8 protein-coding genes and 1 tRNA gene are annotated in these 14,942 nt (G+C 65.6%); 1 reads left to right on the top strand and 8 read right to left on the bottom strand.

What is annotated here, in order from left to right:
• Positions 1-13: 13 nt before the first annotated feature.
• Both JW805_07060 and JW805_07065 read right to left on the bottom strand, forming a co-directional pair.
• Positions 14-2,581 carry a DEAD/DEAH box helicase gene (locus JW805_07060; GenBank protein MBN2971773.1) on the bottom strand — a complete coding sequence of 856 codons (2,568 nt, stop codon included), beginning with the start codon at positions 2,579-2,581 and terminating at the stop codon, positions 14-16.
• Positions 2,574-3,551, bottom strand: a complete 978-nt coding sequence (locus tag JW805_07065) for a DUF1837 domain-containing protein (protein ID MBN2971774.1) — start codon at positions 3,549-3,551, stop codon at positions 2,574-2,576. The genes JW805_07060 and JW805_07065 overlap by 8 nt, the downstream gene beginning before the upstream one ends.
• A gap of 117 nt (positions 3,552-3,668) precedes the next feature.
• Between JW805_07065 and JW805_07070 the strand changes: the two genes are divergently transcribed.
• The gene (locus JW805_07070) at positions 3,669-4,112 is read left to right on the top strand and encodes an HNH endonuclease (GenBank protein ID MBN2971775.1); all 444 of its coding nucleotides are present in this window, start codon (positions 3,669-3,671) and stop codon (positions 4,110-4,112) included.
• Positions 4,113-4,186: 74 nt separating this feature from the next.
• Here the strand turns inward: JW805_07070 and JW805_07075 are convergent, their stop codons facing one another.
• The 6 genes from JW805_07075 to JW805_07100 form a co-directional block, all read right to left on the bottom strand.
• Positions 4,187-6,214: a hypothetical protein gene (locus JW805_07075; protein ID MBN2971776.1), complete on the bottom strand. Its 2,028-nt coding sequence runs from the start codon at positions 6,212-6,214 to the stop codon at positions 4,187-4,189.
• Between the two features lie 98 nt (positions 6,215-6,312).
• Positions 6,313-6,389 (bottom strand) — tRNA-Pro (locus JW805_07080).
• A 47-nt stretch (positions 6,390-6,436) separates the two neighbouring features.
• Complete coding sequence (locus JW805_07085) at positions 6,437-10,021, bottom strand: hypothetical protein (protein ID MBN2971777.1); 3,585 nt, start codon at positions 10,019-10,021, stop codon at positions 6,437-6,439.
• An 11-nt stretch (positions 10,022-10,032) separates the two neighbouring features.
• Positions 10,033-10,926: an ABC transporter ATP-binding protein gene (locus tag JW805_07090; GenBank protein ID MBN2971778.1), complete on the bottom strand. Its 894-nt coding sequence runs from the start codon at positions 10,924-10,926 to the stop codon at positions 10,033-10,035.
• A gap of 191 nt (positions 10,927-11,117) precedes the next feature.
• Complete coding sequence (locus JW805_07095) at positions 11,118-13,556, bottom strand: zinc-dependent metalloprotease (protein ID MBN2971779.1); 2,439 nt, start codon at positions 13,554-13,556, stop codon at positions 11,118-11,120.
• A gap of 185 nt (positions 13,557-13,741) precedes the next feature.
• Positions 13,742-14,923 (bottom strand): cation:proton antiporter, encoded by a 1,182-nt coding sequence (locus JW805_07100; GenBank protein ID MBN2971780.1) that lies wholly within the window; start codon positions 14,921-14,923, stop codon positions 13,742-13,744.
• Positions 14,924-14,942: the final 19 nt, after the last annotated feature.

Consider the following 14,942-nt stretch of genomic DNA (forward strand, 5'->3'; position numbering starts at 1 on the left):
TGGTCGTGCGCCGCTACGGCAGCAGAACATCCAGTTCACGAAGGACGACGGGTGGCAGCGATCCGGCACTGAGGTCCTGGCGGCGGAGCCAGTCGAGGGCCTGCTCCGGATTCATGTCGTAGTTGGTCGCCTTCGACTGCAGCAGACGGGCTGAGATGCGGGACAAGCCCAGATCGATGAAGGTGAGCATCGTTCCGGACGAGGCACCAACCTCGAGAAAGAGCGGAATGGCCGGAATGTGCGTGGCTGCATGCGTCTCGCCGAGTTCGATCAGGACCTGCCTGAGCACCGAATTGTAGCAGGCCATTTGTCGGACGAACTTGTATCTGACGCCGCTCTCGATGTTCTGCAGCATGGTTCGGATTATCGTGGCGCTTGCGCGACCGCGTGGCCGTCCGCCCGCGGCCCGTTCGGCAATCACTCGCTCCCCGTCGCGATTGATCTGGTATTCGATGAGGTCGGGCAGACCTTCACCGCGCATCCAGAGGAGGGAAAGGGTCGCCCACCACACGAAACCTCGACCTTTCACCCCATCGAGTTCCACCTGCAGGCGCTTGTAGACGTCGATGAGCCTCTGCCTGGTTGGCTCCCATTCCCCTGCGGGATGTGGTGGCATGTAGTAGTCGACGCCCTTCTTCGGCACGTCCCGCCTCAGCTTGTCGTAGAGGCGCTGCTGCCTGTGGGGTGAGAGATATGGGTTGGCGGCGAGGGTCTCGTCGTTCACCTTGACCGTCGCCGCTGCCTTCTCGATTGCGGTCCGGATGTCCTCGCGGTGGCCGGCCGGTACGTCGAGCTTGTCGAGTGTGCGCTCCAGCCGACCCTGCCGGAAGTCGCGGAACAGACGCGCGAATGAGTTCTCGAGCGTCGAGTTCCCATCGGTCGGGCGTGTGGGATCCGCTATGTAGGCGAGCAGATCGGCCGTCCCGCCGACGATCTGATCCTTCATGGACGATCGGATGTCGCCGTCCTGTCGTTCCTCCAGAGGCTTGGCGTCCCATTCGTCGTAATCGACGAGGAACACGTTGCCTTCGAACTCCTTCCCCAGTCGACCGGCGCGACCCGCGAGATTCCAGAAGTCCACCGCGCCGAGCGGTTGGTCCTCGCCCTTCTCCGGGCGGCGCATGAAGATGTTGCGCGCAGGGAGGTTGACGCCTTGCAGGAGGGTGCTGGTGCACACGATGAAGTCGAGGAGGCGCTCATCGAAGGCCTGCTCGATCGCCTGGCGTACCAGTGCCGGCATGTTGCCGTAATGGAAGCCCACGCCTTTCATGACCGCCTGCGCCAGAACATAGTCCTGATGCACGTGGTCAGCGACGAACTTCGCCAAGTCCCTTCGGGCCTCGAAGCGGAGATCCTCCTCCGGCTGCTCCTGTTCGTCCACGACGTCACAGAGGAGCAGGGCGAGCTTCTCGCATCGGGCGGGGGTGTCGCCGTAGACGATGCTCTGCGAACCCCGCCCGTAGAACCACGACAGGTAGACCAGCTTCTGGTCGGGTGCCACGAGAGCGACGGGCAACTGGTGACTGACGTGACGCGGGTGCGCCGTTCCCGACCATCGCCTTGCGTTGACCAGGTCCGGAGCGGCCTGCTGGACGTCGAGAAGAATGATGTTCTGACCTACAGGACTGTCGTCTGTACGTCGCACCCGCGCGTCGGCGACGTCGAACATCGAAGCCAGATCATCGGCATTCCGCACCCGCGGCAGGGTGAACAGAAGCTGGAGCTTGGGATCGCGCTGGACCAGTTCGTCGATGACGGATTGAAGCACGATTCCGCGGGGGCCGTCGCCGACGAGATGCGCCTCGTCGATCATCGCGACTTCCAGGGTGAAGGCGGGATCGGCGAGTAGGACCTGCAGCCTCTCCTGGGTCATGACGTAGACGGTGGGGGCACCATCGTCCGGGCGCGCCACGGGTACTGTCACAAGCCTGGGCGGTGGGGTGCCGGCGTCCTTGATCATCGGGGCGAGGGCGGCTGACACCTGTGCGATCAATGCACGTGTCGGAACGATGATGGCCGCATTCCGCAGAGTGCCCGCGTGGAAGCCATCCGCGATATGGCGTTGGAACAGGAAGGACTTGCCGGCGGAGGTCGGCGCGGACGCTATCACCGATCGGCGTTCGGACACGTCCTGCCATACGGATCGCTGGTAGTCGGTGAGGGTGATTTCGCCGGCACGGGTCGTCACCGTATTCGCGATCCGTCGGCCGGTCGTTTCGAGAAGAGCCGGCGTCGGAAGCCCCGAGGGACGATCCCGAAGGTCCGAGAGGAAATCAATGGTGGGAAAGTTCCCGAGGCGGCTCATGACCAGGGCCAATGCGTCGCCCAAGCCGCCTAGTTCCTCACCGTACAACTCGTAGGTGGCAGAGGCGATCGTGAATGCCTCCCGCCTCGCGACAGGATCACCGCTCAGGCTCAGAATGCCCGCGCTCTGAACCAATCTCTCGATGGGGCCTGGTCCGGGATCCTCGGCGCTTCCGGCCCGGGTGAGTGACTGATCCATCCGGTCAAGAACAAGATCGTCGAACTCGCGCCGGTACTGCGCATCGCGGCGGATGTCGGATACGAGCGCCTCAATCAATCTGCACCCCCAGTTTCTGCGAGAACGTCGTGCGGAACGAGTCGACGTCGGGAAAGGGCATGACGAAGAAGTGCAGTCTCGTGGTAGCCGGCAGCTTGGCGCTCTTTTCGAGGATCAGCGGCGCCGCCGTCTGAGCGCGTCGCGCGTACACGCGCTGGAATTCGGCCTCGACCTTCGTGGAGTCGATACCTGCCACCTTGGCGTAGCCGCCGTATTCGAATCCGATGAAGCACGTGTGTGTCCGGTGGACGGGCGAAGGCGGCGAAGCATATGGGTTGAGGACGGCCCGCAGATGCTGTTCCGACTCTGCATCCAACCCCGACAGGTCCATGTTGCCGTTTATTATGTCGACTTCGCGTCGGCGCAACGCGCGGTCGCCAAGATACTGTTCGATCGAGGAGACGGCGTCATCGACGGCGGCGGCCAGTCCCTTGTGCAGCTTGGATTCGCCGAGATGCAGCACGAGGCCGTTCAGACTGGGGCAGTAGCGCAGATGGATGCCATCTCGACCATGCACGTTCATGTTGCTGTTGGTCTTGAGGCTCATCTTCGAAACCAGAAGCGGAGCTTTGATCAACGCCTCGAGGAGAAGGAACAGAATCAATTCGCCTGCCTCCCCGCCGGCGGTGGTCGCACCGCGTGTACGCACGAAGAGCTCGCGAGCACGGTCCGCGAGCGCGATGATGGGGTGGATGTCGCCAGCGGCGAGCGCCGCCTTGGTGACTTTCTTAACCTCGCCCCTTGGCAGGCAGAAGGGGATCAGTGAGCGGTAGATGTGCTCGACAAGGGCATCCATGTCCGCTCCGTCGGCTCCGAAGAGCGGATGAAGGAAGTCGCCGTTCACCAGCGATCCGTCGGCGGGCCACGCGAAGGGAAGACGCCGGAAGTGATCGTCGAAGCCTGAATGGTCGGAGCACAACGCCTCGAGCGCCGTCTGGAGTACGGAAGGTGAAATGGCAGGGACGCTCATCGTCGGCACAGTGTAACAATCGCGAGATGGAAGGCCAGACCAATCGGACGTTCAGTATTTCAGGCCAAGGTGCCGTTTTCGAACCGTTTGTTCATGGGTCGCGGATAGCGAGGTGGTATGACGATACTGCCGCCGACACCGCTCCAGCTGGCGCTGGCCCACCCGCTGGATGAAAGGCCCTACAATCTCCTGCGATATGTCAGGACGGATGCGGCAGGTACGCATCTGTATCGGGTCTACAACGAAAACGGCGATGTCCTGATGTTCGAGGCGGGCCCCTACGTCGCCCTCGGAGAAGCCCAGAAGGCACATCCAGCCGGGTGCTGGTATTGCGAAAGCTCGGATCAGCCCTTTGAATGGCATCGCGACCACGTCATCGCCTCGTTCCATGGCGGTCGCAACGAATTGCACAATTTCGTCATCGCGTGCGCTGACCACAACACGAAAAAGGGCGCGACCTCGATCGTGGAGTTCGACGCCGCAGCAGCGCGGCGATACATGGAGGCGCTACATGCGCACGTCGCCCTGGTCGCCCGAACTTTCGCAGCGCTCCGACCTTGATCGCCCTGCGTCGTCGCCCATCATTGGGTGTTCCTAACACCCGGGCTGAGGGAGTGAGTCGGCCAGGGACGGTCCTACACTTTCGCGATTAAAGCCGCTCCCTTCGCGCTTGCCGACTTCGTGGTCTTCAAACGTGGTCGCCGCCATGATGCGCCGTGACGAAGCCGATCCAATGGCCTGATTCTGATCGGCAGATGGGTCTGGATATGGGCAGTCAGGGGTGCCAGCAGCATCAGAGCGCCGAGCTTTAACTCCAAATCTGCCTCATCGTCGTAGGTGCTGGCGGTTTCGGTTTCGCCTTCGTGACCGAAGATGTCGCAGCGCAGGCTGTCGCTGACGCGGCCTTTCAGCATGGTGGTGGCAAGTCCGCGGTAGCTGTGAACGTCCTTGTCTTTCCATGCGCCGCCGATGCGGCGACGCCATTCGGTGCCCTCGGGGAACGCCCAGCGCCGCAGCTTGATGAAGATCGCCTTGTAGAAGGTGCTCGCGAAACTGGACGAGTCGGCCGAAACCATCTCGGGGAAGAGCATCGTGCAGCCGGCGCGGCGCAGTTCGCCGATATAGTCGATGAAGCCGAGCCGGATCAGTTCGGGATGGATCGGTAGCTTGCGGATCGACTGGACGTTCTTCAGCGGGCGATCCTCGGTGTAGTCGATGACGAAATAGGGGACCGGCTCCTGCTCGTGCACCTCGGCCAAGCCCAGCCCTGCGAGTTCGGAACTGCGGCCGCCATAGAGCGGCAGCATGAGCGGCAACCAGTACCAAGCGTCATGGATGATCTCGGTTCCGGGCGTCAGGCGATGATCGATGCCCTTGGTGCCCGTCCAGATCGGCGCGGACAGCAGACGCGCGACCTCGGCCTTCGTCCAGTTGGCCCGCTTGTCACGCTTGCGCTTGCGGTCCTTGCGCGGGCCCTTGCCCGCACCCTTTCGCGCCGTCTTGAAAAGAAGCGGGATCGCAGGGCGATGCCCCGCTTCATCGCCATCCTCGCCTGCGGCATGGTCGAGGACCGACGTCACCCACGTCAGGTGCTTGTTGATGGTCACCTGGCCGAGGCCGACTTCGGACGCAGGCAGCGTCGCGGCACGGGCAAGGCTGGCCTCGAAGCCACCGGCGCGCTCCTCGCGGGTTCGGCCCCAGCGGTTTGGCAGGGCGGCACACAGCTTGGTGAAGGCCCGGACGTGGGATTGCTCAAGGTCTTCGATCATGATGCCGGTGCCGCAGGCGAAATCGAACAGACGGATCGCGGTTCGCACCTGCTTGACCGTATCGGTGTCCCAGTCGCCGGCCTTCTGGTGCTCGGCGATCGCTTCCTCGCTGGCTTCGACCAGATCCTTCTTCGGACGGATCGTTAGCGGCGACGTCGGTTCGTCTTCCACGGCCGGGGCAGGCGGGACAGGCGTAATGACCTCTGGCACGGCGGTGAACCCGGATCGTTCGAAAGCAAAGGGGGTGTCGTCGCCGAGCGCCTCGTCGATCCACGCCTCGCTTTCGTCCTCGCGCCAGGAAAGCCGCGCCGTCGCCTCGCGGCACGCCGCAGCCTTGGCCTTGCAGATCAGGCGTTGAACGCGGCCGACATTGTCCGCCGTGACGGGGAATCCGAAGGCCGTGGTATAAGCTCCCACCTGTTCACCGGAGATGGCGCCGCCGTTCTGAAGGTCGAAGACGATGTTCGCGACGGTCTTGGCCTGCGCGGGGCTCCAGCCGTTCGCAACGAGGCGCTGATGTTCGTCGAGCGTCCAGTGTGCCGCGACACCGCCGCGGGCGAGGAACTCCCATGCCTCGGCATGAAGCGAGTTGGCGGTGGCATGATCGCCCGCGTCCGCCAGGCTGCCAGTCTGATCCTGTTCGATCCGCTGCAACTGCCATCGCAGGGCGTCGCCGAACACCTGCTTCAGCTGGTCGCGGCTCATGCCGCTGAACTGACCATAGGCCATGCGCAAACCCTCGACTGCGACGCTCAGTCGGTCAGATATAAGGCGCGCGCGGTAAAAATTCCCCGTGCGTAACGAAATCGAGAGCGGTAGCGGCCGGCCCGCCACCATGATCTTGCGCCGCCAATGATAGCTGCCGCCGCGCAGTTTCAGGTTCGGCAATCCCACGTCATGGCCCCCGATGGGTACAGCGAGGGGTACAACCGTGGGTACAACGGTTCCCGATCGCCGGGTTGGCGACGTGAAATCAAAGTCTTAGCGTGAGTTGGTCGGGGAGACAGGATTCGAACCTGCGACATCCTGCTCCCAAAGCAGGCGCGCTACCAGACTGCGCCACTCCCCGACGCGTGGGCGCCCTAGCGAAGCCGGGCGCCCCACGCAACCGGTCGATCAGCTGACCGGAACGACATTGTCGTCGCCATTGCGGTCGATATAGAAATTGTACGGGTCGATGCCCGCGAATGCCGGCCGGCGGAGCGAGACGAGGCGGATCTGCTGCTTGCCCGATCGCACCTGGCGACGCTCGACCGAAACGACGTCCTTCGCTGCGAAGGCGCCCAGGCCGGGGCGGGCGCCGAACAGGCCGACGTTGATCTGGTCGTCCAGCGGCGCGGCGCGGTCCTTGCCGGTGCCATCGGCGTAATATTTCGCCGCATCAACGGTCAGCGTCGTTTCGAACCGCCCGTCGGGCAGCGTGCGAACCTTCGCGTCGGTCGCTTTCAGGTCGTAGATCGTGATGCGCGTCAGCAGGTCGAGCACCAGTTCGCGTTCGGCCGGCGTGCGGGCGATCCCCAGGAAGCCGTCGACCAGGTCGGTCGAGCGGGCATAGGGCGCGCCCTTGAAGCGATAGCGGTCAAGCAACTGGCGCAACATCGCGTTCACGCGGTCCTCGCCCAGCCGGTCCTGAAGCAGGTACATGACCAGCGCGCCCTTGCGGTAGTGGATGTAGGGCTGGTTCTCGACGCGGTTGAGCGGCAGTTCCTCGAGCTTTTCGCCGCCGCGGCTGCGCAGGTAGTTGTCGAGCTCGTACTTCAGGAATCGGCGGATCTTGTCCTCGCCGTGGGTGTGCTTCATCATCATCAGCGCACCATATTGGGCCATCGTCTCGACCAGCAACGTACCGCCCTGCATGTCGGCGGAGATCAGCTGGTGCGCCCAATATTGATGCGCAAGCTCGTGCGCAGTGACATAGCCGACATAATCGATCGCGTCCGGATCGCGGGTGTCCGCAACGAAGCCGATGCGCTCGGAGTAGGGGACGGTGCCGGCGAAGGCCTGCGCGAAGGTCGCATAGCCCGGGAATTCGAGGATGCGGGCATAGTCGAACTGATACGGCCCGAACGCGCGGCGGTAATAGGCCAGTGAATCGCGCATCGCCGACAGCATGCGGTCGACATTGTAGCCATGCTTAGGGTCGTGGAAGACCGTCAGCTTGACGCCGTCGGCATCCAGCGACTTCTCCGCATAATCGGCCGACTGGACCGAGAAGAAGGCAAGGATCGGCGCGCCCGATACGAAATGCGCGGTGCGGCGGCCGTTCGCGACGCTGTCCGACACCTTGCGACCCGGCGCGATCGGCGTCTGCCCGGCGTCGGTGGTGACGGTAATGTCGGAGCGCACCCAGCTGATGTTGCCGACATAGTTGCGGCGGGTGGCGGACAGGTTCTCGAGCTTGGCCGGGCGCAATTCGGGCGTCAGGCCGTATTTGCGGCGCGTGACGCGGTCGGTGAGCAGGTTGCCGCGGTCCATGCCGATCTGCGGCGCGATGGCGAAGTTGTTCAGGAAGGTGCCGTTCGCCACCACCTGCGTGTCGTCCTGATTCGCGCGGAGCCCTTTTTGCTGACGCTCTGTCACGAAGGCGATCGAGCCGGTCGCCCCCGGGGCCAGCGGAGAATCGAACCGGTAGATGCGATACTGATCGTCGGCATCGTTCGACACCAGCCGCGCGCCGGGAATCGACACCTCGGTCAGTCGGGTCAGGTCGTTCATCAGTCGCAAGTGCAGGTCGGCGAGCGGCGCGCCGGTGTCGTTGACGAAGCGGTACGTGCCGCGCGTTTCCGCCCGACGCCGGGTCGGATAGAGCTGCACCGCCAGCGTGATGTCGGTCAGCGACGGCTGACGCAGCGTTTCGTAGCGGAGATATTTCTTCTCATACGCCGCCAGCCGCGCTTCCCGGGCGTCGCTGGTGCGATACGGGTTCAGAACGTTCATGTTCCAGAATAGCCAGCCGCCGGTGACGGCGAACACGGCGAGCGACACGCCCAGGATCGCCCCTGCCGGGCGCGCCAGGCGGCGGGGCAGGCGCTTCAGGCGCGGCATCAGCTTGGTTTCGGTGCCCCGCCGCCACAGCAGGTGCGCGATGGTCGCCAGCGCGACCGCAAACGCCCCCCAGTAGAGCCGCAGCCACCAGCCGAGCGGCCCACCCACTTGCGCGCCGTTCATGTCCGACAGCTGCTGCCGCCCGGTCGCGCCGTAATTGTACAGCGGATGTTCGAACCCGACGTTGGTCAGCGTGATCGTCGCGACGAGGTAGACCGTCATGATCCCCCAGCCGACGTATTTGTTCGGGCTCAAAGCCTGGACGAACACCGCCAGCACCGCGAGGATCGCCATGTCGACGCCGAGCGGCAGCAGATACCAGGCGACATACTGCCCAAGCGCGATCTCGGTCTGGCCGCGCGACAGCTGGATCAGGATGGCGGCGACGACCGACACCGCGATCGTCGCGAAGAGCACCCCCGTCACCGCCAGCGTCTTGGGCAGCATATAGGCCCAGTTCGGCAACGACGTTGCATCGACGATCTCGTGCATCTTGCGTTCGCGATCACGCCAGACGAGCTCGCCCGAATAATAGATCGCGATGATCAGCGGGATCAGGCTGAACGCGCCCTGCAGTGTCTGGATCAGCAGGAAGGTCAGGGGGCGCGCCTGCGTGCCATAGATCTCGTTGGCAAACATCAGGCCGCCGACGGCGTTGAACAGGCCGACGATCAGCAGGACGATGAACGCCGGGCTGCGGAACACCAGCCGCATCTCGAACGCGGTACGCGCTGCGAAGCGCGCCCAGCCGGCGGCGGCGGGACGGGGCGCGGGCAGGGCGGCGACGATGCTCGGAGGCGTCGCGGCGAGCTTGGCCTCCCGCTTCGCCTGTTTGCGCAGCTTGCGCTTGGATACGCCGCGTTCGGAGAAGGTGAACCGGACATAGGCGACCGCGAGCGCGCCAAAACCGATCGCGATCCAGAGCAGCCGGTTGCCGATCAGCATCGAGGTCAGCGTCGGCGACGCGGTATTCGATTCCGCCGCGGTCCAGTAGCGGACGACATTGGCGATGGCCGCCGCGCCGAAGGGCTCGAACCAGCCCGCGGTGTCGCGCAGCTCCGGCTTCGACCGGATGAAGGTGTTGGCGACGACCCACAACACCAGCAGCACGACGACGCCGAGATAGCTGTACATCATCGACCGCGTCATCGTGGCGACCGCGAAGAACAGCGCCGAGGTGACGAACAGGTTGGGCAGGGCGATGACGAAATAGGCGAAGGCATAGGCGCCGAGCCTATTCGGTCCCAGCGTCTCGGCATCGACCCACGGCATGAACGAGCCGAGCCACATCGCCAGCGGCACGACCAGGAACGCGGTGGCGGCGGCCAGGAACGCCCCCAGGAAGCGCGCCATCAGATAGTCGAACTTGCTGACGCGGGTCGATCGCACCATCGGCCCGAACCCGCTGTCGTCGTCGCGCACGATCACATTGGCGACGAACGCGGTCGTCACGAACATGAAGAACAGCGACAGGATCAGGTGCGTCTGCACGATCGCGACGGGCGCGTTCTTGTGGATATTGCCGCCCGCGCCGATCTGGATCTGCTCGACCGTCGCCGCACCGAAGGTCAGCAGGAAGAACAGGATGGACACGACCCAGAACACCGGGTTGCGCAGCTGGTAGCGAAGCTCGAAGGCCGCGATCTTGCCGAACATGGACCGGCCCCTCAGGCAGCGTTGGCGATGGGCGTGCGCCGCGAATGGGCAAGCGTGGAGAAATACACGTCCTCCAGCCCGCCATCGACGAGGGTGAAGCCGTCGCCGGGGTCACCGTCCGACAGGACGTGGACGATCGTGCGCCCGGCGAAGAGGCGGGTCGAGATGACTTCGTAGCGGGTCCGATACGCGTCCAACTCGTCGCGTGCGATCGTCTTCGCCCAGACGGTGCCGCGCGAGCGCTGGATCAGATCGAGCGGCGCGCCTTCCAGCTGGATGCGACCGCCGGCCAGCACCGCCATGCGCGGGCACAGGTCGGCCACGTCCTCGACGATGTGCGTCGACAGGATGACGACCACATTCTCGCCGATCTCCGCCAGCAGGTTGAGGAAACGATTGCGCTCTTCGGGGTCGAGGCCGGCGGTCGGTTCGTCGACGATGATGAGCTCGGGGTTGCCGATCAGCGCTTGGGCGATGCCGAAGCGCTGGCGCATGCCGCCCGAAAAACCCGCGATCGCCTTCTTGCGGACGGTCCAGAGGTTGACCTGGTTCAGCAGCGTCTCGACCGTGTCCTTGCGCTCCGTCGCCGACGCGATGCCCTTCAGCACCGCCATATGATCGAGCATGTCGTAGGCGGAGACCCGCGGGTAGACGCCGAAATCCTGCGGCAGATAGCCGAGCCGCTCGCGCAACCGCTCCGGCTGGGCGATGATGTCGATGTCGCCGAAGGTGATCCGGCCCGACGTCGGCGTCTGGAGCGTCGCAATCGTCCGCATCAGCGTCGACTTGCCCGCGCCATTGGGACCGAGCAGGCCGAACATGCCCTTCGGAATGGTCAGCGTGACATCATCCAGCGCGCGCGTGCCATTGCCATAGACATGGCTTACCGACGTCAGTTCCAGCACGTGCAAATCTCCCCCGAGTCGCGGCAGAGTGTAGCGGGCGTATTGGGTTTGTAAAACACCACGCGGCTGATTTGGGTTGGTGCAACCTCGACGGGCACCCCGTGCTCCCGCGAAGGCGGGAGCCCAGAGCCGAGAGCGAATACGTTTGCCGCCCTGGGCTCCCGCCTTCGCGGGAGCACTCGAGTTATTGGCTACCGACCGACCGGCCCCATCCAGTCCGTATCGCCGATCGGATCGCCCGGGGGCACGTCGGGCGTGCGCGGGCGTTCGGCGATGAGCGTCGCCAGCGTCTGGGGATCGAGCAGCTGGCGCGACAGGCCCGCGGCCCAGGCGCCCTCGTCGCCCGCGGACGCGACCTTCGACAGACGGGTGGCGATACGGGTGACGCGGTCGCCCAGCAGCGCGGCGGCTTCCGGCGGCGTCGCCTCATTTCGGGCGGCCTGCGCCAGGGCGATGACCGTTCGCGTCGCGATGCGGCGGGCGAGCGGATCGCTGAAGCTCTTCAGCGTCGCGTCCTCGACCGCGTCGAGCAGCGCGGTAACGCCGGGCATCGTCGGGTCGATCGCACGCTGGACCTCCAGCCGCTGTAGCCGGCTCGGCGCCATCAGTGTGCCCAGCGTCAGCTGCGTCGCGGTGTCGGCCGCGACCAGCGGATCGAAGACCGGGCCACCGGCGGTGTCGAACAGCTCGATATCGAATTGCCGGTTGGCGGTGCCGTTGCGCGGCGCCGACAGCAGCAGCGGAAGTGCCGGCGGCAGGCGGAGCGCCTCGGGGCTGATCGTCCGCAGCACGGCGGCGATCGCTGCGCGCTGCGTCGCGGCCGGCACGGCTCTTGGCGCGCCGCGCGGGTCGCCCTTCACGGTATAGGCGAAATCGACCCCGCCGATCGACTTGGCCGCGGCGACCAGCTGATAGCGATGCAGCAGATAGATCGGCACGAACCGGCGCCGAAGCGTCGACACCGGTTCGCTGGGCAGCAGATTGCGCTCGCCGAACTGCGCGATCGCCACGCGGCGGACGGTCATCAAGCGATCGAGTTCGGCGACGGGATCGCTGCCGTCGTCCCACAGCCCGCCCCAGGGCTGGGCGGTGTCGGCGCGGCGGGCATTGTCGTCAGGGACGAATCGCCAGCCCTTGGCCGCGATCGCGTCGGCCTTGGCAGCGGCGGTCGCGTCGTCGCCGTACAGCCAGTCGACCGTCGCCATGTCCCAGGCACCCAGTCCGGTACCATAGGCATCCGACAGGTCGGGTTTGCCGTCCACCAGCCCGATGCGCGGCGGCGGATAGTCCATTACCGATGCGCGGCCCTGCGTACTGGCGGCGAAATTATGTGCAAAGCCGATTGAATGGCCGACTTCGTGCGCGGCGAGCTGGCGCAGGCGGGCGATGGCGACCCGGGCGGGATCGTTCGGGCCGCCGGTGCCGGTCAGGCTGGCATCGACCAGCCCCTGGAAGATCTGGATATCCTGCCGCGCGCGTTCGGAACCGAGCACGACCATGCCGCGCAGGATTTCCCCGGTCCGCGGGTCGGTCACCTGCTGGCCATAGGCCCAGCCACGCGTCGCGCGATCGACCCAACCGATGATGCTGTAGCGTGCGTCGAGCGGATCGGCGTCTGGCGGAAGCACGCGGACGTCGAACGCGTCGATATAGCCGGCGGCCTCGAACCCCGCCTTCCACCAGTTGGCGCCTTCGATCAGGGCGGTACGGATCGGCTCCGGCGCGGCGGGGTCGACATACCAGATGATCGGCCGCCTCACTCGCGACCGGGCGGCGCCGGGGTCGGTCTTTTCCAGACGGAAGCGATTGGCGAGGTCGAACACCACGTCCTCGCCCAGTGGTACGCCGTAATCGACGGCCTGAGTCGAGAAGCCGGTCACGCGCGGATCGGCGCGGCGCGGGACATAGCCGGGTTCGGGTAACGCCATGAAGCTGTGATGGACACCTAGCGTCACGCGGCGCGGTTCGGGCGCGATGTTGCTGACCTCCGCGCCCGGCGTGTCGGAGGCGAAGGTCTGAAGCGAGTCGATCTCGACGTTCTTCGGAAACACCTTCACCGATGTCGGGTCGGCCGCGGACAGGCCGGGATCGAGGCGGAACCCGCGACCCGCCCCCTGCGCCGCGCCGCCGCCCAGGCTGCCGCCCTCCTGCCCCAGCGACGCGGCAATGCCGAGCGTGTCGCTGGCGAGGAACGGGGCGATGTCGATCGTGATCGTTCCGTCGGGATTGATGCGGTCGATCTCCCCCATCCAGACGATCGAGCTCGCGAAATCGGGCGACCGGGCGTCCGGCCGGTTGGGCACGCGAAAACGTGGGTTTTCATACTGGGCCGCGACCTTCTTGCCGATCCGGCGGAAAGCGATCAGCTGCGTCTCGCCGATCCGGCCGCGGTCGAGCGACGTCGGCGCAGCGCCCAGGCCGGAGCGCAGGACGGGGGTGTAGAGATACCGGCCGGCGACCCCGTCGGCATCGGGGCGGGGCAGCGTGACCAGGATCTTGCCGGTCGCTTGGACAGCCTCGACGCGCAGAAGCGGCGCATCGGTCGATGTCGTGGCAGCCGCTCGGTCTTGCGCGGGTGCCGGCGTCGCGAGGGCGAGCGCGATGAGCGAAACCGAAAGCCTGACCGTCATGTGCGAACGCCCCCCGTGGAGTGGGGCGGACTATGGCGGCGTGGGGGCGGGCGGACAAGCGCCGCGCACTCAAAGGCCTGCCCTTCAGGGGAGAGGTTGGGGGTGGGGGACGTCTCATAGAGACTGGAGCTCGCGGACAGGCCCCACCCCAACCCCTCCCCTGAAGGGGAGGGGCTCAACTGATCCTACCCCCGCAACCGCTTCAACAGCGGCGTCACCACGGGCGTCGTCAGCATCGTGCTCGCCACCGCCATCAACAGCAGCGCGGTGAAGGTCGCCGACGTGATGATCGCCTTGTCGAGCAGGATGTTCGCGAAGATGATCATGATCAGCGCCTTCGTCTGGAGCAGCCAGCCGATGACATGCGTCTCGCGCCGCGGCCATTTCAGGATGCGCCCGGCCAGGTGCACGCCGGCCAGCTTGCCGCCGACGCTGGCCACCAGCAGCAGCCCGGCGGCGGCGAAGACGATCGCGCCCCCGGCCTCCCAGCTCGTCTTCAGTCCGGTCGACAGGAAGAATACCGGCATGGCGACGAGCAGGATCGTACCGCGAAAACTGTCCATCGCCTCCAGCTCGAACCACTCCGCGTCGAGGACGGCGCCCGACAGGAACGCGCCGACCATATAGTGCAGTCCCGACCAGTCGGCGCCCAAGCCGCAGGCGGCGAGCCAGATGATCCCGACATACCAGCGGTCGGCCCTGGCGAGCCGGCGCATCAGCATCCGGATCAGGACGGCGGCAATGGCGAAGACGATCAGGAAGCCCAGCTGGCGGCCGATCCGGTCCCAATCGAGCAGAATGAGCGCGAGCACGCCCCAGATCGCGATGTCGTCGGCGCTCGCATAGCGCAGGATACGTTGGCCAAGCGGTTCGCGCAGCAGGCGGAGCTTTTCCATCAGCAGGATCAGGATCGGCAATGCGGTGACCGCGCAGGCCATGCCGATGCCGAGGATCGCCTGCCAGCCCTGCGCGGTCGGTCCGACCCAGCCGGGCCAGCGTAACATGATTGCTGCCGCCGCGGCTCCGGCAAGCAACGGCGCGCCAAGGGCAAGGCCCGCGGTAATACCGGTCTCGCGGCGGTTCGCCCAGGCCTGATGCAGGTCGAGTTCGATGCCGGCGACCCAGACGAACAGCATGACCGCCCACCAGGCGATCCCGTTCAGCGCCGCGATGATCGGTGGTGAGAAGACGTGGGCGTATGCGGCGGGGAAGGCCGCGCCGAGCACGCCCGGGCCGAGCAGGATGCCGCACAGGATCTGCACGACGACCAGCGGCGCCCAATAGTCGGTGCGGCCGACGCGCCAGACCAGATAGGGCAGGGTGAAGATCACGAGGATCGCGATCAGGAAAATCTCGGTCGTGGTCACGCTTTGCCCCTCCGCCGAT

Origin of the sequence: Roseomonas aeriglobus (genome assembly GCA_016937575.1) — a bacterium.
GTDB lineage: Bacteria > Pseudomonadota > Alphaproteobacteria > Sphingomonadales > Sphingomonadaceae > Sphingomonas > Sphingomonas aerigloba.